Here is a 25,191-nt window from a genome sequence, read left to right as displayed (position 1 = left end):
ATGGAGATGACCCAAAAGTTTCTTGTATTTGTCATCCCTACTTTTTATTGTGCACTGAACCCCGATGATGGGACAAAGAAAAACACCCAGCTTACCTGTTACCTGTACTCTACAGGTGACAGGTAATTTAATTTTTCCTGAATACGTTGGTTATTGTAATAATGAATGTATTTTTGTACAACTTGAGTACATCAGAGTCACTGATATTTTTGAGGTCTTGTGAGTAGAATGCTTCTGATTTTAAATGGGAGTGGAAACACTCTATAAGGGCATTCATGGCAATTTCCCTTACGGGACATGCTAGTGATAATGCCTTTTTTTCCTAGCAACTTCTTGAAACATCCTAGCAGTATAGGTTCTCCCTTGATCTGAATGAAGTATTGTAGTATTGACATGATGCTTAGAACAAGCTTCTTCAAGAGTTTCTAACATAAGAGAAAGATCAGGCAGTACTAACCTTATAGCTGATAATTTCACGATTAAACGCATCAAGGGTGGAGGAAAAATAAAGTGTCCGATTTCCAAATGGCTAATATGAGATATCAGTAAATCATTTTTCTTTTCCATAAAGAAACACCTCCACTGAATCTTTACGATTCAGGAAGGTGTTTTTTCAGTGCACATCAATGTAACGATAAACGGAGGGGATTTTGTATTAAAGATCTCCCAAACGTGCTAATTGGTTATGACCTTATGACCAGATCTTCCAGTATCCTTCTGGATCGATGTTCGCTAGTCGAAGCCATCTGTTTTGAACTTTCTGGCGAAAGGTAGGGTCATGATCTAGCAATCGTACCACATATTCCTGTGGTGCTTGGATCACCACCAGCAAACGCAGAGGAGCATGATAGACTTCTTGATCCGATCGCACCACGGACTGCCAGGGTAGTCCAGCTAACAAGTCACTAGCGTTCCCCTGCATTACGCCAAGACCTCCAGTAACTGTTTGGGTCGCTTTATTCCCACTCCCATAATAATGAGGTGCAACGGTAGATGCGTAATACTGTAGGTTGATCCATTGAGCAACTGTCGCTGGTCCAGCAATAATGTTAGAAAGCAGAGTACCGTCTTTATCTTTCTGCCAGTCATAGTTGTGCAGAAAAACTCTCCCATCGAGATCGCACTCTTGAGTCAGACGACGGTCGCCGATGATAAACGCGGCGTTACGCGCTAGCCCCCATTCTGGACGTACCTCACTCCAATCTTCCGCAAAACGTTGTGCCTCAGCCCTCGGATTTTTGGAGCGAAAGCCCAGATTCGGCAATTGCGATAATCGCTCAGCAATTGCATCATTACTAACTTTTGGTAATATCGTTTGGATATGTTGAAATGCTTCTTGAGCCGCGTCTGAAAGCTTAGGAACATATATCCAACGCAATTCATCAAGTGTTGTGATATGCTCAGCGGCTACGAAAACCGTGTCTTCCGGAATCGAAATTCCCTCTGTTTTGAGGATCTCCCTTACCTTTGGTAGATTACACAAAGCAGCTAAAACTCTCGCATTGAATCCGCCAGATGCCCCTCCACAAGCACCACAATCCAGTGCGGCAGCATAGGGATTATTAGTACTGTGACTTTCATGTCCACAAATAACCACTAATGGAGCAAAATGATCTGTGAGTCCCATCATTTTCAGAGCTTGTCGTACATAATGAACTTTCTCTTCCTCACAAAAACCTATTGGCAACTCTGTTTCCAAGTTGTACTCGCGGTCGAGCGAGAGTTCTGTGGAAGGTTTGCGTAGCCATGCTTCTTGGAGTTTGCGGAAGATATGACCTGCACTGCGTGGAACAAAGCTACGCGCCAACAACTGCAAGCAGAGCCAAGGTCCACTTACCTCTGGCAACATTAAGCTGGTAAGCAAGTTTTGTTTCATCATTTTAAAGGTGTAGCTAAGTGAATTTGCTGTCTGGCGACGTTGTTGATATGATTTGAGTTCAAACTCAGGAGAAGACTCTTTTACTTTATATTGCGGTTTGAGTATTACTGGCAAGGAAGAATGAGCATGTTGACTGCCAAGTTCGCATGTCTTTATAGGTAATCCGAAAAAACCAGCCATTCCATGTGTCTCAAAAGGACCTGCTTTTTCTAATTTTCGACGAAAAGGCTCTGAACGCACATCAATACAGAATGCAAATTGTGCTAACGTCTGTTTTTTCTGATCTGATACCAGCTGTTTTGATAAGACCATCTCAATTAATTGGTCTGTATATGTTTGTTCCCAAGCTTCCAGCCAAAGCCGACGTCGGACTATTTCATCAAAACGGTAGGCGAGTGTAAGGCGTGCTTTTTGTTCGGGTATAGACAACTTTGTCCAATCTTCGATTGTCATGTCACCCCAATGAATCCAAGCGGCAATCAACGGAACAAGAGAACATTTATCCTCATCTTTTTGCTTAAGCAAAGGCAGATGAGGCTTGATTAAGGTCCATTCCATCGAAATTCGAACCGCCAAATATTCTGTTAGAAGAGAGCTTTCTTGTGTTGATTGTTGGGAACGCCAGAGCATCATTCCTGTCCATCCTGGCAAGGCCAGCAAATGTGCCTCAAGATAGTCCTGTATCTCTGACTGAGGGATTTTAAGTGCCAATAATGCTTTTTTTAGAGCAGTATGTGCTTCTTGCGGCCAATCTTTGAGGCGCTGTCGTTGTGTGTGACTAAGTGAAGGATCATATTGGATAAGTCGGCGCCACGCACGGTAAAAACCCTCTTCGCGATTCGGAAGTGACCAAGCTGCTTGGGACTCATCCAAGAACAATTTGCACCACTTGATTATGTGATGATCAAGAGCATGGGCCACCTTCTCACCGCTTTGCTGTTCCAAACACAGGCTTAGTGGTTTCAATGGATGTTTTTCAAGATTCTGCGGCTTTAAAGCACTTAGTTTTTCTGCCAAAACCTTCACCTCAAGTGCTTCCAATAGGGTGGAAGGTAACTCATCTAGCTTAAGTGCAGCCCGACAGAATCGCTCTGCTACCCCACGTGGCAATTTAATAGACTGTATATCAAGCCAACGTTTAAGCGCCGTTTCCAGAAAATCCTCATTAATCTCACCGCGCTTCTGTGCGGCATGTATCAAGGAGGGACAAGGATATATATCTACATCACGAGAATCTTTGAGCCAGCGTGCTATCTGTTCAAATGATTGTCCTTCAAGTCCCATCCAGGGATTACGTGCGGCAAATGTGGCAATAGGCCAAAGCGGTGCAATAACACGGCTGGCTGATTTAACAAGATGATTAATATCAAGGTGAGGGGCATCTTGAGTCAACTTTTCCTTTTGCAAATTTACTTTTTCGAGTAATGTGGATGTTACAGTCATCGTCGATTCCCTCCCCAGTACAGATATTGTGCAAGATAGTTTGGATGGCTTTCGACCAAATCAGAATGAGGCTCACCCAATCGTACCAGCCATAAGTAAAGGATTGCGAAGGCAGTGGAAGAACGACTACGAGTTAACCATACACCTAAAGCACTACCAGACAACAGGATGACCATGACCAAAATGACCACTAGCGTAGGCGGTTGTACAACTTGATAAACAGTTTCATGTAACAACTCAAAGAAAGCAGCATGAATAATGCTGAACACCATTACTGCTCCTCCTAACAGGAAAAATCCCGCGATACGTCCAATGAGCCCGTATCCAAAAGCCACAAGTTGTGTCCAAGCAAAAAACAGTGAGCATCCAAAAATGAGAGCACTAATCAATTGATAACCCATTTCAGGAGCAGTTAGCCAAAAATAAATCACCACTAAGAGGCCTAAAGCACTCCCTACGATGATCCATAATAATGACGATATTTGAATCGGTCGAGATGTTCGCTCGTAGCGACGTACCGCTGAGCCAGCCTGTAAGAAAAGGGTTGCTTTAAATAAACCATGTAACACGAGATGAATAATAGCTGCCAAATAAGCATTCAATGCACATTGGATGAGCATGAACCCCATCTGAGCAATCGTAGAGCCAACTAACTGGCGTTTGTAATCCACTTGAACTAGACTGATTCCGGTCCCCAGCAGGATTGAGATACTGGAAAGAATAATTAAAAAGATCTGAGCTAAATCTCCACTAAATAGAGGTGCGAATCGAGTCAGCATAATTCCTCCAGCATTCACCAAACCCGCATGCATAACAGCAGAAACGGGTGTCGGAGCAACCACTGACTCCAACAACCAGCGTTGAAAAGGCCATTGTGCTGCTGGAATCACCACTGCTAATACCAACAGCATGTTTATCCCCGTTCGCTCCCATGAGCTGATTTGCGCCAAGCTATCTTTGGCCATCATAAGGGATAACTGCCAGTGTCCTGTAGCTTGTGAAAGCCAGATAATCGCTACCAATAAAGCAAGCCAACTGAATACAAACAGACGACCAGAAAATATAGCCGCCATTCTAGCCACTTTCCACTCTTTGTTCAAGCTTATGAGTAATATCAGCCCTAGGAGAGTGATGCCCCACCAAATCACCAGCCAACGAAGATCATTGCTTAGCCAAGCAAATGAAGCAGCACCTATAGTGAATGTCAACAACGCAAAATATTTTCGATAAGAGCGATCACCAAGAAAGTAACGTACGGAATAACGCTGCACCACTAATCCTATCGTAAGAACAAACAAAACCATCAACCAAGCTAGAGGATCTAAACGCCAAGGCCCAATAATAGTACTTGCATCAGTAGTGATAAGTGCTAACAAGGCAATCAATACGGGTAAAGTAATTATTCCCAGATGAAGACGAATAAATCCCAGGGGAACCCGTGGATGTAAGAAAATGAATGCGCTAAGTACACAAACAGCAAGCGATACAGAAAAAGCTGTCAATATTGGCAGAGAATCCAATAAAACTAACATCTGAACCTCCTAAAAAATGTTTAAGACATTGTGTGTATGAAGTGATATCTCCAATAAAAAACCCGACAATTTCAGAATTGATCGGTATGAAAACCCCAATTCTGAAAGTTGTCGGGTTATCTCCAACTAACCAAATAAGGTTTTTTAGAAGATCTCCCTTTTTATAATCATAGTTACCAAATAATACAAGAACTCTGACACATTCTTCCTGAACCGAATATTGTTTGCTCAACCTCAAGAGATTAAGTTTATGGATGGACATCGGGTTCACAACTCTAATTACATTTATAATACTTACTTATACTTGTTACTCGTATTCCACTACGCTTGATAATTTTCCACTAACAGTATCCACGGATAAACCATAGACCTTAACTCCAGATGGCATTAACGGATGCTGACGAATAAAATCCATAGACTTTTTAATACTATCTGTTACTGTTTCGCTTCCCTTCAACCACTGAAAAATATCATTTTCTTTGAATTCAGATAAATAGTCTTTATTAGCCAACGGGACTTTTCCATTGTTTACTATGGAAATCAAATCCTTCTCAACCAGCTCAAACTCGTTGTTATTTATTGCACCTATAACAAAAATTTCCTCAACATTTTCTTGAGCTACTGCAATGATCACACTTCTCATAAGGCTATCAAATGGTTCTGAAATAAGAGGGCCATGACTTACTAAAACCAACATTTTTTCTGGCGGAAGATGAGTGGCAGAATACAACCATTGTTCCAATGCTTCCTCCATCCCAATAATGAATAATACTTTTTTTTGATTAAGCGAATCTATGATGTCAGATTGGCTATTAAAAATTGTATACACAGACATCGTATTCACTTCCTTTTTTATAAAGTAATATTACGAGTTTATCTTCAACTGATCCCTTTCTAGTACTCAAAAAATGGGCCTATTTATTAAAGATCTCCCTAGTTATATTTTTAGTTAAGACATGAGCTTTTTCTCTAAATTAGTAGATAACCTAAAGACCATAATTCGCTCACCAGTTTTTGTGCTGATATCCGTGTGAAATGTGATTATATCTTCACCAGTTAGATCCTTAATAATTTTACTTAATTCATCTCTACCTGATTCTACCAGTTCATTACGAATTTTCTTAATGGACGATCTTCCTTCTTTTGTTTCAGATAATTTATATTCAGAAGGAGTTAATATTCCCTTTAAGCTAACAAACACCATATCCCGAAGGATATCGGTCTTTACCATAACTGATCCGCGACCTAGATACTCTTTCTCCCATTGCGTTAATGCTTTACTGATTTCTGCTTCTAATTGACCTTTTGTCATATTCTCTCTCCTAATAAAAAATCGGTATACCATATAACTATGTAATAATATAGTTATATGGTATACCGATTTATTTCAATCTAGCCGCCACAAAGTCTCTATTTGTATTTTCACAGGAACAATGGCACATTATCCGAGTGCTAATACAATTTTCTTTGTAGCTAAATTGATAATCTATCGTAGCTTTAATATTGTAGTTACATTTTACCTTTCAGCTGTTCGAATGTCAAGCTGATTACCTAAAATATTTAGGAGAAACGTTCTTTATAAATAACCGAAAACACCTCTATAGTACGCTATAGCCAATGGTAAAATAAAGCTGTCACAAGAACTTCGTATCGCACAGCCTGCCCTTTGCAAAATAGCTGTACCTCATACACATCGATTTGCTAATCGAAACAAAGTCCATTTAAGTGAAGTGGCTGATGATCTTTTTTTCGATCAAACATATAAGCCTCTAGTTATTATTCTATGAGGACAAACATTTCACCAAGCCACAATATATGACAGTCAATAAGAAAAAGGCTCCAGAATAAATAATTAGGATTAGGAGCAACTATTTTTGCTCCTAATTTATTTCCTGTTATCAAAAAGTTACTGAGTGGTTAACACTAAACCTATCATTCTATCCATTTACAGAGTCATTAGGAACCTCTAAGTATATCTAAAATGAATCAGAAAGGTGATACTTTCAGCATCCTTTTCTCCCATCTTTTACTATGCAACCATACTCTTTATTTTTCTACCAACCTCCTGAAACACGAATCTCTTCACCTGTAATAGAAGCAGCGAGATCAGATGCTAAGTAAACAGCACAACCTGCAACTTCTTCTGGCTTAATAAATCGCTTAATCATCTGTTTATTTAATAAGTGCTTGTGTAATGCGTCTTCTCGGGAAATCCCCTCTGTTTCAGACAGTTTTTGCAACTGATTTTGGATGAGTGGAGTATCTACTGCTCCAGGTAAAATCGAATTAACCGTAATTCCATAAGAAGCCGTCTCCAAAGCCACTGTTCTAGATAATCCAATAATTCCATGTTTTGCTGAAATATAAGCTGCTTTAAATGGTGAAGCTGTCTTTCCGTGAACTGAGGAAATATTAATAATCCGACCATATCGTTGCTGCTTCATCCAAGGAACACTATGTTTGATTAATAAAAATGGTCCTGTCAGCATGACATTAATCAATTGGTTCCATTTTTCAAGCGGGAAGTTTTCTATTGAATCAATATGTTGTAAACCAGCATTATTAACAATCACATCAATTCTCCCCTGCTTTTTGATGACCTTTTCGACTAAGCCCTTTACTTGTTCTTCATCTGTTATATCAACAGGATAAGCTGATGCTTCTATTCCTGTTTCTTGGGTGATTTTGTGAGCTGCATGAATCGCTTCTTCTTTTTTCAGATCTACAATAACTACATGATCTCCACTATGTGCAAAAGCTTGCGCGATCGCAAAGCCAATTGTCCCTGCTGCTCCAGTTACGATTACGGTTCGTTGTTGGATCATCATCATTCTTCCTTTCTTAAGTTATTTATACCAAGCCAGTTAGTAAAGCAAATCCAATCATAATCGGTACAACCAACGTTTTTATCACTGTAATCGCAAAAATATCTCCATACGATTGTCGGTGGGTTAGACCACAGATAGCAAGGAGGGTAATCACCGCTCCATTATGTGGTAATGTATCCATTCCTCCTGCTGACATCGAAGCGATTCGATGTAGAAGTTCAGGGCTAATCCCTGCACTTGTCGCCCATTCTAAATACTTGGCTCCCATGGTATCCAGTGCAATACTCATCCCACCAGAGGCTGATCCAGTAATTCCGGCTAAAATATTAATAGACAATGCTTCGGAGATAAGAGGACTGGTTTTCATCGACAATAAGAAATCAGAAATTGTTTTAAAGCCAGGCATTGAAGAAATCACATTCCCAAAGCCAACTTCTGAAGCTGTATTCATAATAGCAAGTAGTGATCCTAAAGTACCAGCCGTCAATGTTTTAGCTAAGTTAAATACAGGTGCTTTTTTAATTCCATCTGTTCCAACATGCTGATTTTTCTGCCAATAGATCAACCAAATAAAGATAGCAAATACAATTCCAATCACGAGTGCCAAAGTTAAAGACCAGATCCCCAATACTTGTTTCATATTTAACCCGGAAAATTGTTTTAAAATGGATGAAGGATACCACGTCGGTAATATCTGATAAGTAAGTAAGGCATTTCCGGTTAAAACAAGTAGCAAAGGAACGAGTGATAACCAAAAGTTAGGGAGTTTTTCTCCATGAGTTACTTCCGGTTCATTTGTATGATTAGAACCATATCCTTCTCCACTCTCTATTAGTCTATTCTTCCGTCGATATAACCACCATAGACCAAAACAGGCAACCAATAGACCCCCAATCGTTCCAATAATAGGCGCAGCAAAAGAAGTCGTTTTATAGTAAGCTGTAGGGATAATATTCTGAATCTGAGGCGTACCTGGCAAAGCATCCATGGTAAAAGTAAACGCCCCAAGTGCAATCGTTGCAGGGATGAGACGCTTTGGAATATTGGCCTCACGAAATAGCGCTGATGCAAACGGATATACCGCAAAAGCAACGACAAACAAACTAACTCCTCCGTAAGTCAAGACTGCACAAGTCAGCACTACCGCTAAAATAGCTTGGTTTTTACCAAAGGTACCCGTTAATCCTCGTGCAATCGATCGGGCAGCCCCACTATCTTCCATCACCTTACCAAATACAGCCCCTAATAAGAAAATAGGAAAGTAAAGCTTCACATAATCTGCCGCTTTAACCATAAATACCTCTGTAAAAGTAGGTAATACTGGTAATCCCGACAGTACACCCGCCAACAAAGCGAAAATCGGTGCAAATAAAATAACTGGATAGCCCCGATAAGCAACAAAAATTAATAAGCCAAGGGCCAGAAAAATACCCAAAACTGCCAAATCAAATTCCTCCTTCTTATTCAATTTTTACAGCCTTTACTCCACATAGATGCAAAAACGATGCCAAACGAATATATCGATTCCATCGACAATTCTGTCCAATATTTTGGAATCATCTTTCATATCACTAAAACAAAAAAGGGCATGTTCGCCCTTTTTTGCTACATCTATTTTTTTGGACGATCAGTCTAAAATATTGGACTGATAGTTTGTAGACAAAGTTTATTGACGACTTTTTCTTTCCCTTCCATTACTTATAAATCAATACAAGTCGTATCATCTCTTATTTCACGGAGGAAAGCATATATTTCTTTAGTTTATGATAAAAACCGGAACGGCTGATTCCAAGAAGTTGAATTGCTTGCTCTCGATCCCCTTTCGTTATTTTTAAAACGCGATGAATGATCTCTCGTTCGGCTTGCTCGACTGCGGTACGCAAAGAGTATCGATGCTGTGCTGTTTGATGTTGAGTCACTAGATGATAGGGTAAATGTTCAATCTGAATCATTTTTCCTTCCATCAAGTGTAATGAACGTTCCAACACATTTCTTAGTTCACGAACATTGCCCGGCCAATGATAAGCAAGCAAACAATCCATCACCTCAGGAGCTACCCCTTTTACATATACACCAATTTCTTGAGCTAACTCATCGAGTAAATGATAGGTTAATTCAGGAATATCTTCTAATCTTTCCCGAAGAGGTGGCAAGGTTAAGGCAAGTACATTTAACCGATAGTACAAATCCTCACGAAATCTGTTTTCTTTGACCATTTGATCTAAATGGCGATTACTTGCCGTAATGATTCGTACATCTATTTTCACGGGGTGGATAGCTCCAACAGGTTCGATTTCTTTTTCCTGCAATACACGTAGTAACTTTGCTTGCATCGATAAAGTCAGCTCCCCAATCTCATCCAAGAAAATACTTCCCCCGTGTGCCATCTCAAATTTTCCTTTTCGTCCTCCCCGAACTGCTCCCGTAAAAGCCCCGTCAGCATAACCGAATAAAATGGATTCTAGCAAACTTTCAGGAATAGCTGCACAGTTCACCTTTACAAATGGCTCTAGTCTCCGATGACTTAACTGATGAATGGCATGAGCAAACATTTCCTTGCCTGTTCCACTTTCTCCTCCGATAAATACTGTCGTATCACTGGCTGCCACCTTTTTAACCAATTTTTTTAACTTTTGTAATACTGGACTACTACCAATAATATCCTCTAATCCATATCGGATTCCTAAATGTTTTAAAAACTCACCTTTATAATAGCTGAGCTCTTGCTCTAATTGATTAACTCGCTTCGATAATGCATGTAGCTCTTTTACATCTTGAAAAAGGACTTTCCCTACAACTGCAATCACTTGCCCATTATGAAAAATCGGAATGCGATGAACAAGCATTTTCCCACCATGTATTCTTTGTACTTGGGCCAATTCTGCCTTACCTGTTTGCGCCACGATATGCATTCGTGTATTTTCTATAATCTTAGTAACATGCTTACCGATCACATCATCTACTCTTACTCTTAAAAATTCGGCATATGTTTTATTGATCATTATAATAATTCCTTTATTGTCCGTAATGACTATCCCTTCATATGCACTTTCAAAAGCCGCTTCGATCATTTCCTTCGAAGCTAGTGTTTGACGATAAACTTCCAAGAGACGTTCTTTCTCTATACCTTTATCCATAGTCAGCCACCACGCCCCTCATATGTTTTTCGACTAAATGAACTCTGATCATTACTTCACCAGCAGACACTATTGATTTATTCATGACTATTTATGGAAGATCAGTTATATTTAAAATATACCATTATTAATGGAGGTAACTTTATGATTAATACCCAGAAAAGTAGTATTCTTCAACATTACCGATTTCCCATTTTCATCTTGATCGCGATTGCAATCGGTTGTTTACTCGGAACCTGGCTCGGCCCTAAAGCTTCCGCTCTGAAACCGATTGGTGATATTTTTCTTAATCTCATCTTTACCATTGTTGTTCCACTTGTATTGGTTACAATTAGTAGTACCGTGGCCAATATCGCTAACTTAAAAACACTCGGAAAAATTCTCAGCATCATGCTGGTTGTATTTATAATTACTGGATTCATCTCTGCCATTATCATGTTAGGTGCTACCCACTTTTTCCCTCCCGCAGAAGGTGTACAAATTACACTTCCAAAACCTGAAACAACAGAACCTCTAAAAACAACGGAGCAAATTGTTTCTACGTTTACGGTTTCTGACTTTAAAGACTTACTTTCTCGTAAAAACATGCTACCACTTATTATTTTTGCTATTCTATTTGGTATGGCGATTAGCTTGGCAGGAGAAAAAGGGAGAAAAGTCGCTCAAGGACTCGATGCCTTATCAGAAGTGATGATGAAGTTTATCACTATTATTATGTGGATCGCTCCGATCGGTCTGGGTGCTTATTTTGCAAACCTAGTCGGTGTATTTGGTCCCCAACTTCTGGGCTCTTATGCCCGAGCTGTCGCAGTCTATTATCCCACAGCTATTATTTATTTTTTTGTTTTTTATACCATATACGCATATATCGCTAGTGGAAAGGTAGGAATTCGATCTTTTTGGAAAAACATCCTTACCCCTGCAGTTACCTCGCTCGGAACAGGGAGTAGTGTAGCGACTATACCCGCTAACTTAGCTGCTTCAGCAAAAATCGGTGTAGATCGAGAAGTCCGAGAGATCGTTATTCCGATCGGATCGACCATTCATATGGATGGGTCTTGTTTAAGTGCGATCTTAAAAATCACTTTCCTATTTGGGATTTTTCAAATGCCTTTTACCGGATTCGATACCTACCTTACCGCCATTCTTATCGCCATACTAAGTGGTGTCGTGATGTCAGGTGTCCCTGGCGGTGGATTTATCGGGGAGTTATTAATTGTCACGATGTATGGTTTCCCTCCTGAAGCCTTGCCCGTTTTAGCCATTTTGGGAACCATCGTTGATCCTCCAGCAACCATGGTTAATTCAACGGGAGATACAGTTGCAGGTATGTTGATCACACGCATTCTTAAAGGGAAGAACTGGATCAAAGAAAATGTAACAGGGACGAAAGAACTAAATGCTAAAGAATAGCTTGAGGTTGCCTCAGCCGCTCATCGCTTCCATTCACTCCTGCTAAAGGTTTGGTGCAAAAGTCGATCCTACATAAGAACGATTCGCGACTTCCTCTAGGTATGATCTGGATTTTTAATTGAATAATGCAACATGATGTAGCTTGTATAAACAAATAAACATAACTAAAAATAAAAAGACTAACTTTCCTAAGAAAATGAAGAAAGTTAGTCTTTGAAAATATAAAAAGGTCATTTGCTTTCTATCAATTAATCATCAACAAACATTTAGTTATTAATAAATTGATCAAACACAAATCCGTAATCTTTTAGACAATATTTTTTCTTTGCATCCACCAACCATGAAAAAGAAAGTTGATTTAATTTTTCAAACTGTCCTACCAAATCTTCTTCAGCGGCATGGCGATTTAAGGTAGAAGAAGCTACTTGAAGACTTTGTTGTGCATATTTTAAAATCTGCTCATTATCATTAGAGATCTCAGCAATTTTTGTCAATACTTTATATAAATCCTTTAACTCTTCCAGATGCTTTTTGTGCACATCAATCGAATAGGGTATAGAGCCCATTTTAAATTTAATTTCCACATCTAGATCAACAGTTCCCGCAGTTTCCAAAAGCACACCTGAAATGTGATGGTTATAATAATCAAGTCGTCTTAGAACTCGCTTCTTACTCATTGCACTTGTTCCATCGAGATGGATCAAAGCTTTATTGGTGAAACAATATTCATATGACTTTGATTTAATTAAAAAGTAAATTTTTTCTCCATCCTCATGCATGATATAGTCATCAGAGTCCACTTTGTCATAATTTTCCGGATGAATAACAGAGCCAATATCACTTAATCCAAGTACATCAGCTGCTACTTTTCCAAACATGCTATCAAACCCTTCAAATTGAATTTTTGATTCGATAGATACATTTTGATATAAAACTTATATTCCAATTTTATCGTATCATAAGATTTTAATTCAATTCAACGAGTTAATAGCATATTCATATATAAATCCTTTTTATAAAGAAGTGTTATTCGATGGTTCCTCATCATCCGCAAATTCACAAAGTCTAAAAAATTTCTCCAACGCATACATAGCACTATCGATTAATTCTTGTTCTTCGGTAGTAAGATCTTTATATCCATCTACCATCAGACTTCCGAGTGAAACCATACAAGTGTCTTTCGGCAAGAAGACTCCCTCTTCGGTAAACTTCATTGGAATTGGATTCTCCTCATCGATATGCCATCCACGTATTTCTTCATAATATTCCTCTTCATATAAGCCCAATTTCCCTTGACCAAGATAGTCTATCTTTAAAATCTCAATCTTACCATCTTCATCAATATGGTTCCCTAAAAATTCTTGCTTCACTTGTTCGATCTCTTTTTGATCGGTGCTATATCGAATGGGAGGCTGTTTTATATCATCTCTTGTAAAGTAGATATTATATATATACGGTTTCATGACGATCCCTCATTTCGAATTATTCACTCAATCACTTTGAAAGAGAAATGATCTAGGTAATTCTTGGTATTTATCAATTTTATCCTATCATATTTTATATCTAAAAAGTATTAATCCCAATTACCAATGAAAAAGGTTACAAAATTTTGCTTTTGTTACCTTGTCATCGCTTTTTATATAGTAGCTAAACCCCTTGATACTCCTGGGATTGCAGTATTTTTCTTTACTATAATAAAGCGTTGCTGATTTTTACTATATCTCATTTAAATAAGATAACTCTTCATAAGAGATAAAGTAGTTTATAATACTAAGAATGAAGCGAAATAGAGAAGCAGATATAGCGTCATCTCACATCATTCTCTTTTAGATGAGCATGTTGCATAATTAGATCATTCCTAGAATTAGAGCGAATCGTTTTTGTGTAGGATCAACTTTTGAGCCAAACCGCAACGGGAGTGAGTTCAAAAACGATGAGCGGTTGATTAATGCAACAGCCTCTTTAGATAGATTACTCAACCCATTATTTCGAAAGAAACTTACTCATATCCATATCAAAACCTTTTTTTCTGGGATTCGAAACATCATTTCGAATCATAAGGGATGGAGATAAACGGAAGTTAAATAAAAGGGTAATAGGAGATCAATTATTCAAACATACCAGATTATTTACAATAGGGGGAGTTATCTAAATTAATAAGCGGTGGATTGTATGTTGGAAAAATTACATCTCAATGATGCACTTATCGTATAATAAATACGAGATAGTAAATAACATGTTACTTCATTTGATACAAATCCTAATTTTTTAGACTTAGAGCCCATTATTTAGATATGAGTTTCCCTCTAAAAGGAACCAACACCACTAAGCGGAAACTGTTAAAAAGAAAGGAACCTATTTTATGAAACGAATCCTATTCGTCTTCGCTCATCCTGATGATGAATCGTTTACAACAGGTGGAACCATCGCCAAATATGTCGCTCAAGGAGATGTTGATATTCATCTGATATGCGCTACCCGTGGAGAAGCAGGAAAAACAGGCAATCCACCGCAATGTACCAAAGAAGAGCTTCCAAAAGTACGAGAACAAGAGCTAGAAAGAGCAGCAGCTCACTTAGGTATTCATCATCTCCATTTCTTACCGTACAAAGACGGCACCTTACCCGATGTCCCACTTGAGGATATGAGTCAAGATATCATCACCTATATGAAAAACACCCAACCCCAAGTGGTGGTAACCTTTGCCCCACATGGAATATCAGGACATAAAGATCATACTGCTATTTCTCAAGCTACATTTAAAGCGGTTAGCGAATCCAACTTACCTAGTATACAAAAGCTTTACTATATTACCATTCCGGGCTCAGTTGGTCGACAAATGAGCCGGCAAGTCAACACCGATCCTGATGAAGCGATCCACACCATCGTCGATGTAAGAGAGTACAAAGAGCCCGTAAGAAAAGCATTGCTAGAGTATAAGACCCAAAATATGTCCGTCGATAAAGTATTTCCGGGAATCGCTGAAGGGCATAACACCAGCATCCCTGATCGGAATCATTATATACTCGCTTGGCCCCACCCTCCGTCCACTATAGAGAGAGTCGAGAACGACCTATTTGTAGGTATCGAGAGTTAAATAATAGTTTACAAATAACAACCGCTAGGAATCCCTATATCCAAGGGAACCTAGCGGTTAGCCAGCTTTTTTACTCTTACTAAAAAGCTGGCTTCATCTTCTTGAACCTAATGCACGTTATTTTGAAACTCTCTTAATGCTTCTTGGACTAAGGTGACTGCTTGTGACATAGCCATTCCCCCTCCGAAGGCTCCACTTACCGCTGCTGCTTCTAACACTTCTTTTTCACTCGCTCCTTGATCTAATGCTCCTTTCACATGAAAGATTATACAATATTCATCATTCGTATATGAACCAAGTGATACACCAATGAGATGCTTAGTCTTTTTCGATAGCTCCCCTTCTTCAAAACAGGCTTCTGTAAACTGATGATATGTTCGAGCTACTTCTGGCAACCTTTCACCAAACTCCGCGATCCCTTCTTTATATTCCAACAATGCTTCCTGAATAAATGACACCAAAAACTCCTCCTAGCAGATATAATTTTACCCCTATTTTTCACTAAGTTTTTAGTGTTATTCCCTTCAAGGATAGATTTTTTTAGGTTACAAAATAAATCTACTACCAGTGAATGGCATATTATTACCATTATTCAGCCATTTTCGATTGCCCATCTTCCGAATTTTCCCCAAGTTCTACAATATCATATCACCTTTCTTTTCTATTCTTATTCCCTTTTTATTTTCGTATACATTTAATATAATTAATATAGTACAATATTCTTAATTAAAAGGAGATATAAGGATGAAGAGGTTTTTGATGATTATAGTAACATTCCTTATAGCAATGATCCCTAAGGATACTTCTGCCGCTACTTTAGTACAAAATCGCTTTATGTATGTATGGAATGCGGATCAATTTTTAGGAAATGATGAGAATCAAACGCTTGAACGGAATCAGCTAGCCAAATTTATAAAAGACAAAGGAATTCAAGAAATATTCTTCGCATCTTCACTCGAATTGAAAAATATCGAAAGTAATCAAGATCCTTCTCGATTACAGCAGTTTATCGCTGAGATGAATAAGATCGGTGTGAAAGTCCATGCATTAGGTGGCGATGTAAAATGGGTTGAAAACGATGGTCAGGATGCGGTTCAATTTTTAAATAGGGTCAAAAAATATAATCAAACAGCTCCTATCAATAGCCGATTTGCTGGAATTCAATTTGATGTAGAGCCTTGGCAAAAACAACAAATGTCTATTTATTTAGATGCTTACAAAAAAATGATCGACCGTGTTTATATTGCCAATGATCATTCACTAAAACTCGGATATGCAATTGCTGCTTGGTTTGATTCTCCAGATCATGCGCAACAAAATTATTATAAAGTAAATCAATATGTCCAACAGCGGAGTGATTATGTTTCTGTAATGGCATATCGTGACCAAGCTGATCAAATTATCAGCTGGGCACGAGGGGAAGTCAATTACGCTGCACAAATCGGAAAAAAAGTAATCGTTTCAATAGAAACGCATCCCATCGCTAGCGGAGTAACTAAGGATAATACCTTCGGAGATGGTAATCTTGCTAATATGGAAGGGCATCTAAGCCAAGTATATAACGAGTTCAAGAGCTATCCAAACTTTCTAGGGATCGGCATTCATGCCTACGAATATTATCGAAAAATGAAGTAATCAAGCTTCCATGTCATTTTTAGTGTTTTTTTATTATTAGCAACAAGCCTGTTCAATTTTAAATGTTGATCATTCAATAAAACTAAAGGAAATCCAATTTTTTTGGGTTTCCTCCATCTTATTCTTTTCAATCCAATTATTTCAATACTATTTATCATATCATGACCTTGATACCAGAAAAAAATAAACAAAAAACCCACCACAAATAAAGCCAATGAACCCATAGCCTCCAAAAATATCCAATCTTGCTGAGAAAAAACCAAATCCTACGCTCATTATAATCAGTACTAGATTCGAACCTAGCGACTGAAAAGAATCTAGAGTTGCCCTTATGTTCGAATCAATCCGATGGTGTAAGTATCCAGTTGTAATTGGCTCGATGATACCTGAACACAAACAAATAAGGAAAATAACCATTAAACTCGTATAGTCTTTTACTACAGAGATATAAAAAAATCCTACTGCAAACAAAGCCGTTACACCTAACAACAAACTCCGATAACGAAACCGACTTTTTAACGCATATGCAAACATATTTCCCGGAAGTCTCAAAAACATCAGGCAAGCTGAAAATACCCCGAAAAATATCACAGGGATCCCTAGTCGATTTATATAAAGTTGCCAGAACTCATCAATGAAGTTCAAAGCTGCACCTGTAATCATTCCAGACAGGATCACTAAACAAACTCCTGGATTCTTATAAAAAAAGCGTATCGACGTTTTTACATATTCTTTGATCGCTATTGATTCAGACGTGTCGCTTTTAATAACTGGCTCAACGAGCATCAATGATACACAGAAGGAAACAAACATACCAATGAAGGACAGCCAATAATTCAATTCGAATCCAAATCGATTAGCCAATAGGCTTCCACACACTGCTGCGATGATAGCAGCTATCAAATCAAACCCATTTAACCACCCTTGGTATTTCTCAAAGGACTGTTCCTTCCCATTTAATAATAATGAATCATAAAGTAGTGCGTTTTCTGATCCACTACATGCAGAACGAGCTATACCTGCTAGGAAAACAACGATAGCAAAGTGCCAAAACTCAGTTGCAAAGACCAAAATCAAAAACTCACAGCAGCCCAAAAAGGCACTTAGCACCATTAATTTCTTCCGACCCCATTTATCTGCCATGATTCCGCTCGGAACTTCCAATAAAACGATAGTGACTGCGTAAATAATCTCTGTATATACCACCATCTGGATGGTCATACCTCTTTGTTCCCAAAACAACCTCTCAATTACATATGCAGGGATCAGACTCTGAAAGAATCGAATGACATACAATCTCCAAACATTGTTCATATCATTCATGATGAAGCTCCTCTCATGTTTTGGCTTGCTTTTGCTAAACCAGAACATGGAGGAGGTGCTCGTGAATGATTTGACTTTAATGATTAGCAGGGAGGTCTTGCATATATCATAGGCGCTACTCCTTTATCATTCATATGATTACTTAAAAATAGTTAATTCTATAGCAAAGAGATCCCGAACTGACTTAGGTTTTTGGATGAATGATAGAAAAGAGTAGTTATTTTGTTATCAAACAACTACTCTTCTCCATATTATATACAATTCCCGCTCTGTATCTATCCCTTATTATTTCTTCACTATTTTTACCGCATCAGCTACGACATATCCACTCCCCCCTGTCCATCTAGAGACTCCAACCACGTTATAATCCCCTGCGCTTAACTGAAAGGTACCTAGATAATTCCATTTCCCCCCATTTTTACTTTGGTCAGCATATATCGTTTGATTACCTGTGGTGGTCTTAATGATATAAGGCGTTTTTGGATTATATTGCGCAGTGGGCCACCATGCATAGACATCATAGCTACCTGCAGAAGGAACATTGATTTTATACCAAGCTACATCGCTTACTGCTTGTGGGGTTGCATAACGATAATTACTTCCATATCTGGTTGAGCTATAGGTGCTTACATCCCAATTACTACTAGCCGTGAAGCGACCAGCGGTTTCATTATCAACGATGATCCCAGTTGGATCACCTGTATTATTTTTCACTAGATTCATATAGTAATTCCAATCCCAGTGAGTGCCTGGATCTGTATGGGTCGCACCTGGGACTTGATTATGCCCGATAATCCGGGTGCGATCTTTGGGAATGCCATATTTATCACAGAGCCAACGAGTCAAATTGGCAGAAGACCGATACATTACATCCGTATACCAAGCAGGGTCATTGACATAACCTTCATGTTCAATTCCAATCGACTGAGCATTATAAGTCCAATTTCCTGCATGCCAAGCAATATCTTTATTTTGAACCATTTGTGTTACTTGTCCATCACTTGAACGTATGACATAGTGAGCGCTCACTTGAGCAGCAGGATTTTGAAACCAACTAATAGCCCCAGCATATGATCCTTGTGTGGTATGGATAATCACATAATTTATCTTATTCCCATCAGCTGGACGATTTGCTGAGGTATAGTTGGAACTTGAAGCGGCAACCCAACGTGCATTCGGATAGTCAGGTGTAGCACTCGGCATGACGATATTTTCATAGTCTCCACGATTAGGTATTACCTTCGTTGGAGGCAAGATAATTTCTTCTTGATGAATGACACGTTTTACCCCTTGATTGATAAAATTAAAAACATCATCAGCATACCATTTTTGTGTTAGCTTGTTGGACAGATGACTATAACTCGCCACAGTGGTATACCAGTCAGCTAGATTTTTTGGGATGACCCCCTTGTTATTCTGCTTAGCTAATTGCTTAAGAACAGCTGCAGCACCACGAATATTTTGCTTCATATCTTTTTTCAAAGTTTCTTTATCTACTTTTAATAGTTTACTAGCCTCAACCAGTGTTTGATTGGTAGGATTCTCAGCTAGATGCATAATACCAAACCCATTTAATTGGCTCGGTTTTCCTTTATGATCCATCCATCTGGTTTCAGCATAACCAATCGCGAGTAAGATTTCGACGGGAACATGATATTCAATCGATGCTTGTTTGAAAAATTCAGATAAATTATTCGATTTTGCTACAGATTGATTGGTAGCAAATAACTGTGTTGGGAGTAGCAAACTGAATAAGACACAAAGAAGTGATAAGCCCATGAGGTAAGGTCGTTTCAATTTGAGTTCCTCCCTTTTATTAAATTATAATTCTATTTTAATTATACAATATATTATTAATATATCAATATATATCCATTATTTAAATAGAATTTCACTTACTTAATTTGCTATTGTAGTCTTACTTTTCTATTCAATAGAAAAAATATAATCAATCCTATAAATTACCAATTTATTTAGTTTATCACTTATCAAAGAGAGCCGACTGATCAATTAAATAAAAGCGGATTAATGAATGCTTAATTCCATTCCCGTTTAACACGATGTCTATACCATCACATTCTATTTTGTTACATCTTCTATAAAATTAAAATCAACATATAGCAAAAATCTATTTCTTTTATGGAAAAATATAGTTTTATTAACAAAAATGGGAGATTGATTATTTTATATAAATTACTATGATAGTTATATTAGCTATAAAAAAGGATGCGATAGGAGAAATAGAAAGATGAAAGGCAACGATTATTTACAATTATTCGATAGATTAGTTCCGTCTTCTCTTTTTAAAAAGATAGTTCCGATGATCTTAATCTTAGTTTTATCTATTATTTTTATTTCAGGATGTGGCAATGAGCTACCATCACCTCAAAAAGAAACGAAGAATGCTCCCAAGATTCAATCCGATAAAGTCACCCATTTGTCTCCTGTTACAGATAAGCAGAAGCCAAAACAACCAGAGCCCAATCAGGATCATTCTATCGATAAAAAGAAAGAATATCATCAAAAAGCCCTTACTACTGAAACAGTGACAGAGTGGGAACAAAAGGAAACCCAGTCAAATACGACTACAAGCCATCAAGCTCAAACTGCATCTTATCAAATTGAGATTAACAAACAAACCAATCAACTATTTTTATATCAGGATGGTCAAGTGATTAGAACTTTTCCGGTCGCAACGGGTCGTGATCCTTCAAGAACACCTGAAGGAACCTTTCCGATTATCGTTAAGTTCGTTAAACCTGGATGGAAAAACATTCCGGGAGGCGTACCTGAGAATCCACTAGGCCCAAGGTGGAATGGCCTTCAGGTCAATGGGGATAGTGGTCGCACCTATGGGATTCATGGAACGAATAATCCTGATTCAATTGGTAACTATGCTTCAAATGGTTGCGTACGTATGTATAACCAAGATGTCATTGAATTATATAGCCTCATTCCTATTGGTACACCTGTCTGGATTCATTCAGGGGAAAGTAATGGGGTATGGCGAGGTAATCAATGGGGGCATCAAGTATAAATGGTGTAATTAGAAACTGGCTCAAGTCCAAAAAACAGGTAGGGATTGTTAATCCCTACCTGTTTTTCTTTAGTCTGTAAATTTTTTTCTTTTATTATAAACAAACTTTATCAAAGGGATTGAAAGAACAGACAATACCAAAAACACGATCCCAACCAACATCTTACCTTGAAAAAATCTGACGATTGCATTTCCAAATAAAATAAGTGTTAAAACAATTGCTCCGAAGAACGCATAATAACTATTTCTAATCTCAAATATTTTAGCTAACAATTTGAACATAGCATCACCTATCAACCTATTTTTTATAGATTATACAAGATTAGTTTTTTCATTGTCTCTATGATTCATAGACTATTTATAAATATTACAAATATCTATATATCTATTCCATTATTTCCAACCGCTAATCGCTTCCCCACTCCCACCAAAGATTGGGCGCAAAAGTCGATCCTACACTAAAACGATTCGTAACTTCCTCTTGGTATGATCTGTGTTTTAATCGAGTTATACAACATGCTCTACAATATAACAGCATGTTCTTTATGCAAAAATAAAAACAGTCGCCCTCCAAAATGAAATCGGATGGTTGCGACTGTCCAATCGATTCCTATTTATTTTTCTACTATAAGAGGGAAGCTTTTTAACGATGCATAGCTTACTGATTTAATCAAATGGTCTTGGAGCCTAAATGTCTTTGGAATCGAAACCTTAGAATAACGCTTAATAAACGTTTTCAAGGCAATTCTTGCCTCCATTCGGGCGAGAGGAGCACCTAAACAAAAATGGGGTCCAGCTCCAAATGTTAAATGACTTTGATTTCCTTTTCTATAAATATCAAATTCTTCAGGTGAAGCAAATTGACGTTCATCTCGATTACCAGCACTGATCCATGCTACAATCGCTTGTCCTTTTTTCATTTTAGGTCCAAACACATTGGTATCTTGCGCGATTTCACGGTCCATTTTTGCAAAAAAACGATAGCGTAAAACTTCTTCGATCGCTTTCGGAATCAAATCGTGATTTTCTCGCAATTCTTTATATGTACTCGGTTTATCGATTAAAAAACAATAAAAACAGTTAGAAATCAATTGTGTTGTGGTTTCATTGCCAGCTCCTAAAAGGCCTATACTACTTAATACGATCTCTTCATCCGTTAATCGCTCTCCATCAATCTCTGCTCTTATTAAATCAGAAATAATATCATCTGTAAGTTGATGCCGCTTTTCCAGAACGATAGGATATAAGTATTGAAAAAATTCTTGATGAGCTTGTTGTTTCTTTCTTCTGATCTCATCCATGCTTCCTTGTTCATATGGATAAAACAAGGTATCTGACCATTTTTTTATGATGTTACGATCTTTTGATGGAACTCCTAATAGATCAGCTATAACAATCACAGGAAGGGGAATCGATAAACTTTGGACAATATCGATCTCTCTTCGACCTTCCATCTCATCGACTAATTCGTCTGTAATGGCTTGAACACGAGGCTCCCAATCTTTTAAACTTCTTGGTGTAAAAGCTTTGGCAAGAAGGGCTCTTCTTTTTTGATGTTCAGGTGGGTCCGAAAAATTTAAATTACTCCTATTATTTAAATTGCGAGGGATGGGGATAAAACTACGTTTCTTTTTATTTGTAAATAAGGTGTGATCATGTAAGACCCGTTTTACATCCTCGTATAAAAAAACATTCCAAACATCTTCATTCGGATCATAATATACTGGATGATTTTCTCTCATATGCTTTAACCAATTAAAGCAATCCCATGCTGCTTCAAGACTATCAAAATTAGCAATATCATTAATAATCACATTCCCAAATTGGACGTCCATTCTTTATCCTCCTTGTAGATCCAGTCCCTTAAAAATAATGTGAAAAGAATATATATCATTTTAACATAAAAATTCAAATAATACTGTATATTTTATGAATATTTCACCCAATCCATACACCTGTTAAGAGAGAGGTAAAACGCTGTGAAAATAACTTAAAACAAGAAAATAAAATAAATCCTTAACAAATAAAACCCGTATCACATAGAAATGCAATACGGGTTTTACCATTACTTACTGCTCTTATCAGTAACAAGTGCAGCAATTTTATCAAATGCTTTTGATTCGTTTGAACTGGATACCATTTGGATCCCCATTTCTTGAATACGCTTATATGCTTCATCCAATTTCGCTTGTAATGTAGCCATATTTTCATTCGCTGTCTCAAGCTGAGCTTTGAGATTATCACGTTCTGTTTCCAGAATACGACGGTCTGCTTCCACTTCTCTTTTAAGTGCTGCTTCACGAATCGCAAGTACTTTCTTGATCTCTGCTTCTGCTTTCTTTTCCGCTTCTGCTTTTACTTCATCCAATTTTTTCGGGAAGGCTTCTACTTCAGCTTCTAGCTGGCTCATCTTCTCTTCCCTTTTTTGGATAGCAACATCACGTTCATCCAGAGATTTTTTATATTGATCTAACTCGGCGTTCTTTTTCTCTACTTCTAAGTTAAACTCTTTCCGTTTCGCAGCCAATTCATCTTCCAGATTATCGTATGATTGTTTTTTATGTCTTTCAAAATCGTATTTAAACTCTTCTTTTTCACGCTTTTGACTTTGCTCTAACTTTGCTTTTTGTTCTTTCACTAGTACTTCATATTCTTCACGTGCTTTTTTAATTTGATCTAAAATCTCATTTAGCTCCGTAGTTGCGTTTTCTTTGGCTTCTACTAATTCTTTTTCTTGGGCTAGCTTCAACTCTTGGTGCGCATTGACGAGTCCAGCCAAAGTATGCGCTTCTTTTTCGATACCAAATAATTCTTTGAGTTCTGCTTCCTTAATCGCGATAGCCTCTTTAACTGTTTTCAAATTATTGGTTTGTGCAGTAATATCCTCACTAATCTTGCCTAGGAGACTGCTAACCGACTTAGACAGATCGGTTATTTTATCTTCTATATTACCTTCCATGATCTGATTCGCTTTAGTTATTGTTTCCGTAGTCTTTTTAGCGGTCGTTTCGGCAACAGGATCTAGCTTTCCTTTCTCTAATTCCGCAATCCGTTTTTCTGCCTCACGAAGTGCTTTTAGGATAGTTGCTTTTGTATCTTTCTCGGTGATTTTACCCATCCGTTTTCCTCCTTAATATAAAACCGCTAAATTTATGTATAGCTAAATTATAGAACGTGCGTTCCTGTTTGTCAACTTTAAATGATAATTTATAGAAAAAAAATTATGATTCAATAGATTAATAGAAAAATCCACTACCCGATTGGAGTGGATTCTTATGTATAATCTGTAATTAATGTTATACATCTACAAGGGTCGGAACCTAAAGTCATAGACGTTCCAGAGCGTATAATCTGTAATTAATGTTATACATCTACTCAGTCGCTGGACATAATTTAGTGCTTTATGATTTACGGATAAAGGTTTGATATTCTCCAGCAGGAATCTCTTTAAAATCCGGTAAAGAAGCTAAGTCTCGTTCTGAACCGCCTGGGCTATATATGGCTAATAACCGCAAAGGCTCCCAACCTTTATTATATGTTGAATGAAAAATACCCTTTGGAATATAAATAACATCGCCTGCTTTGATTGAAAATGGTTCTTGGTCATCGATCATTTGCTCGCCTTCTCCAGAAAGAACATATAAAATCTCTTCAGCATTTGGATGGTTATGGCGATCATGCCCTTGTTCTGGAAGCAAAATAACTTCGCCGAAAGTCATCGTTGCGTCTTTTATTAATGTTGGAGTCACAAACCATTTAATAACTCCCCAATTAAAAGAATGGGTGGATACATCGTTGGGATTAATATTTTTCATCTTTCTTCCTCCTAATCCGATTATATATAATTATATTTCAATATTAAATAAT

The 25,191-nt window shown here is 37.8% G+C and carries 20 protein-coding genes and 1 pseudogene; 4 read left to right on the top strand and 17 right to left on the bottom strand.

Features of this window, described 5'->3' with window-relative positions; all coding sequences use genetic code 11:
* Positions 1–98: 98 nt before the first annotated feature.
* From DL897_RS18985 to DL897_RS04390, 9 genes and pseudogenes are all read right to left on the bottom strand, one after another.
* Positions 99–176 (bottom strand): annotated as a pseudogene (locus DL897_RS18985) (IS3 family transposase); the annotation flags it as partial.
* 124 nt (positions 177–300) lie between these two features.
* The gene (locus tag DL897_RS04425; RefSeq protein ID WP_113657932.1) at positions 301–567 is read right to left on the bottom strand and encodes a hypothetical protein; all 267 of its coding nucleotides are present in this window, start codon (positions 565–567) and stop codon (positions 301–303) included.
* Between the two features lie 124 nt (positions 568–691).
* Complete coding sequence (locus tag DL897_RS04420; protein WP_113657931.1) at positions 692–3,322, bottom strand: DUF2309 domain-containing protein; 2,631 nt, start codon at positions 3,320–3,322, stop codon at positions 692–694.
* A complete protein-coding gene (locus DL897_RS04415; protein ID WP_113657930.1) occupies positions 3,319–4,854 on the bottom strand; it encodes an NADH dehydrogenase subunit 5 in 1,536 nt (511 codons plus the stop codon). Before DL897_RS04415 ends, DL897_RS04420 begins: the two co-directional genes overlap by 4 nt.
* A 307-nt stretch (positions 4,855–5,161) precedes the next feature.
* Positions 5,162–5,689: a carbonic anhydrase gene (locus DL897_RS04410; protein ID WP_113657929.1), complete on the bottom strand. Its 528-nt coding sequence runs from the start codon at positions 5,687–5,689 to the stop codon at positions 5,162–5,164.
* 114 nt (positions 5,690–5,803) lie between these two features.
* On the bottom strand, positions 5,804–6,166 hold the full coding sequence (locus tag DL897_RS04405; protein WP_240627267.1) for a Na-translocating system protein MpsC family protein: 363 nt from the start codon (positions 6,164–6,166) through the stop codon (positions 5,804–5,806).
* 742 nt (positions 6,167–6,908) lie between these two features.
* Complete coding sequence (locus tag DL897_RS04400; RefSeq protein WP_113657928.1) at positions 6,909–7,679, bottom strand: 3-hydroxybutyrate dehydrogenase; 771 nt, start codon at positions 7,677–7,679, stop codon at positions 6,909–6,911.
* A gap of 25 nt (positions 7,680–7,704) precedes the next feature.
* The gene (locus DL897_RS04395) at positions 7,705–9,126 is read right to left on the bottom strand and encodes a GntP family permease (RefSeq protein WP_113657927.1); all 1,422 of its coding nucleotides are present in this window, start codon (positions 9,124–9,126) and stop codon (positions 7,705–7,707) included.
* Positions 9,127–9,409: 283 nt separating this feature from the next.
* Positions 9,410–10,819: a sigma-54 interaction domain-containing protein gene (locus DL897_RS04390; protein ID WP_206186483.1), complete on the bottom strand. Its 1,410-nt coding sequence runs from the start codon at positions 10,817–10,819 to the stop codon at positions 9,410–9,412.
* Between the two features lie 144 nt (positions 10,820–10,963).
* On the opposite strand from DL897_RS04390, the gene DL897_RS04385 reads away from it, so the two are divergent.
* Positions 10,964–12,232, top strand: coding sequence for a dicarboxylate/amino acid:cation symporter (locus tag DL897_RS04385; protein ID WP_113657926.1), 1,269 nt, complete (start codon positions 10,964–10,966; stop codon positions 12,230–12,232).
* Positions 12,233–12,498: 266 nt separating this feature from the next.
* On the opposite strand, the gene DL897_RS04380 is transcribed toward DL897_RS04385, so the two are convergent.
* Complete coding sequence (locus DL897_RS04380) at positions 12,499–13,110, bottom strand: PH domain-containing protein (RefSeq protein WP_113657925.1); 612 nt, start codon at positions 13,108–13,110, stop codon at positions 12,499–12,501.
* A 135-nt stretch (positions 13,111–13,245) separates the two neighbouring features.
* Positions 13,246–13,695, bottom strand: coding sequence for a hypothetical protein (locus tag DL897_RS04375; protein ID WP_113657924.1), 450 nt, complete (start codon positions 13,693–13,695; stop codon positions 13,246–13,248).
* A gap of 899 nt (positions 13,696–14,594) precedes the next feature.
* Here DL897_RS04375 and DL897_RS04370 point away from each other — a divergent pair.
* On the top strand, positions 14,595–15,329 hold the full coding sequence (locus DL897_RS04370; RefSeq protein ID WP_113657923.1) for a PIG-L deacetylase family protein: 735 nt from the start codon (positions 14,595–14,597) through the stop codon (positions 15,327–15,329).
* A gap of 107 nt (positions 15,330–15,436) precedes the next feature.
* On the opposite strand, the gene DL897_RS04365 is transcribed toward DL897_RS04370, so the two are convergent.
* Positions 15,437–15,787 carry a carboxymuconolactone decarboxylase family protein gene (locus DL897_RS04365; RefSeq protein ID WP_240627266.1) on the bottom strand — a complete coding sequence of 117 codons (351 nt, stop codon included), beginning with the start codon at positions 15,785–15,787 and terminating at the stop codon, positions 15,437–15,439.
* A 301-nt stretch (positions 15,788–16,088) separates the two neighbouring features.
* Between DL897_RS04365 and DL897_RS04360 the strand changes: the two genes are divergently transcribed.
* Positions 16,089–16,964 (top strand): hypothetical protein, encoded by an 876-nt coding sequence (locus DL897_RS04360; RefSeq protein ID WP_145962192.1) that lies wholly within the window; start codon positions 16,089–16,091, stop codon positions 16,962–16,964.
* A gap of 159 nt (positions 16,965–17,123) precedes the next feature.
* Here DL897_RS04360 and DL897_RS04350 read toward each other — a convergent pair whose 3' ends face one another.
* Entirely contained in the window at positions 17,124–18,287 is a 1,164-nt protein-coding gene (locus DL897_RS04350) for an MFS transporter (protein WP_113657919.1), read from the bottom strand.
* Between the two features lie 285 nt (positions 18,288–18,572).
* On the bottom strand, positions 18,573–20,084 hold the full coding sequence (locus DL897_RS04345; protein WP_206186482.1) for a golvesin C-terminal-like domain-containing protein: 1,512 nt from the start codon (positions 20,082–20,084) through the stop codon (positions 18,573–18,575).
* 451 nt (positions 20,085–20,535) lie between these two features.
* Here DL897_RS04345 and DL897_RS04340 point away from each other — a divergent pair, with 451 nt between their 5' ends.
* The gene (locus DL897_RS04340; protein ID WP_206186481.1) at positions 20,536–21,324 is read left to right on the top strand and encodes a L,D-transpeptidase; all 789 of its coding nucleotides are present in this window, start codon (positions 20,536–20,538) and stop codon (positions 21,322–21,324) included.
* Positions 21,325–21,938: 614 nt separating this feature from the next.
* Here DL897_RS04340 and DL897_RS04330 read toward each other — a convergent pair.
* The 3 genes from DL897_RS04330 to DL897_RS04320 form a co-directional block, all read right to left on the bottom strand.
* Positions 21,939–23,159, bottom strand: a complete 1,221-nt coding sequence (locus tag DL897_RS04330; RefSeq protein ID WP_113657917.1) for a cytochrome P450 — start codon at positions 23,157–23,159, stop codon at positions 21,939–21,941.
* 230 nt (positions 23,160–23,389) lie between these two features.
* A complete protein-coding gene (locus DL897_RS04325; protein ID WP_113657916.1) occupies positions 23,390–24,442 on the bottom strand; it encodes a coiled-coil domain-containing protein in 1,053 nt (350 codons plus the stop codon).
* Between the two features lie 283 nt (positions 24,443–24,725).
* The gene (locus DL897_RS04320; RefSeq protein WP_113657915.1) at positions 24,726–25,139 is read right to left on the bottom strand and encodes a cupin domain-containing protein; all 414 of its coding nucleotides are present in this window, start codon (positions 25,137–25,139) and stop codon (positions 24,726–24,728) included.
* Between the last annotated feature and the right edge of the window lie 52 nt (positions 25,140–25,191).

It is taken from the genome of Thermoflavimicrobium daqui (assembly GCF_003313465.1).
Classification (GTDB): domain Bacteria; phylum Bacillota; class Bacilli; order Thermoactinomycetales; family Thermoactinomycetaceae; genus Thermoflavimicrobium; species Thermoflavimicrobium daqui.
The sequence above is the reverse complement of the archived record's forward strand: the minus strand, read 5'-3'. Positions and strand labels throughout refer to the sequence as shown.

Bases quoted from the DNA above. Each gene is read 5' to 3' on its own strand.
- DL897_RS04330 (WP_113657917.1), bottom strand. From the start codon at position 23,159: ATGGACGTCCAATTTGGGAATGTGATTATTAATGATATTGCTAATTTT.
- DL897_RS04420 (WP_113657931.1), bottom strand. From the start codon at position 3,322: ATGACTGTAACATCCACATTACTCGAAAAAGTAAATTTGCAAAAGGAA.
- DL897_RS04380 (WP_113657925.1), bottom strand. From the start codon at position 13,110: ATGTTTGGAAAAGTAGCAGCTGATGTACTTGGATTAAGTGATATTGGC.
- DL897_RS04405 (WP_240627267.1), bottom strand. From the start codon at position 6,166: ATGACAAAAGGTCAATTAGAAGCAGAAATCAGTAAAGCATTAACGCAA.
- DL897_RS04370 (WP_113657923.1), top strand. From the start codon at position 14,595: ATGAAACGAATCCTATTCGTCTTCGCTCATCCTGATGATGAATCGTTT.
- DL897_RS04325 (WP_113657916.1), bottom strand. From the start codon at position 24,442: ATGGGTAAAATCACCGAGAAAGATACAAAAGCAACTATCCTAAAAGCA.
- DL897_RS04425 (WP_113657932.1), bottom strand. From the start codon at position 567: ATGGAAAAGAAAAATGATTTACTGATATCTCATATTAGCCATTTGGAA.
- DL897_RS04385 (WP_113657926.1), top strand. From the start codon at position 10,964: ATGATTAATACCCAGAAAAGTAGTATTCTTCAACATTACCGATTTCCC.
- DL897_RS04390 (WP_206186483.1), bottom strand. From the start codon at position 10,819: ATGGATAAAGGTATAGAGAAAGAACGTCTCTTGGAAGTTTATCGTCAA.
- DL897_RS04340 (WP_206186481.1), top strand. From the start codon at position 20,536: ATGAAAGGCAACGATTATTTACAATTATTCGATAGATTAGTTCCGTCT.
- DL897_RS04350 (WP_113657919.1), bottom strand. From the start codon at position 18,287: ATGAATGATATGAACAATGTTTGGAGATTGTATGTCATTCGATTCTTT.
- DL897_RS04400 (WP_113657928.1), bottom strand. From the start codon at position 7,679: ATGATCCAACAACGAACCGTAATCGTAACTGGAGCAGCAGGGACAATT.
- DL897_RS04415 (WP_113657930.1), bottom strand. From the start codon at position 4,854: ATGTTAGTTTTATTGGATTCTCTGCCAATATTGACAGCTTTTTCTGTA.
- DL897_RS04410 (WP_113657929.1), bottom strand. From the start codon at position 5,689: ATGTCTGTGTATACAATTTTTAATAGCCAATCTGACATCATAGATTCG.
- DL897_RS04360 (WP_145962192.1), top strand. From the start codon at position 16,089: ATGATTATAGTAACATTCCTTATAGCAATGATCCCTAAGGATACTTCT.
- DL897_RS04375 (WP_113657924.1), bottom strand. From the start codon at position 13,695: ATGAAACCGTATATATATAATATCTACTTTACAAGAGATGATATAAAA.
- DL897_RS04320 (WP_113657915.1), bottom strand. From the start codon at position 25,139: ATGAAAAATATTAATCCCAACGATGTATCCACCCATTCTTTTAATTGG.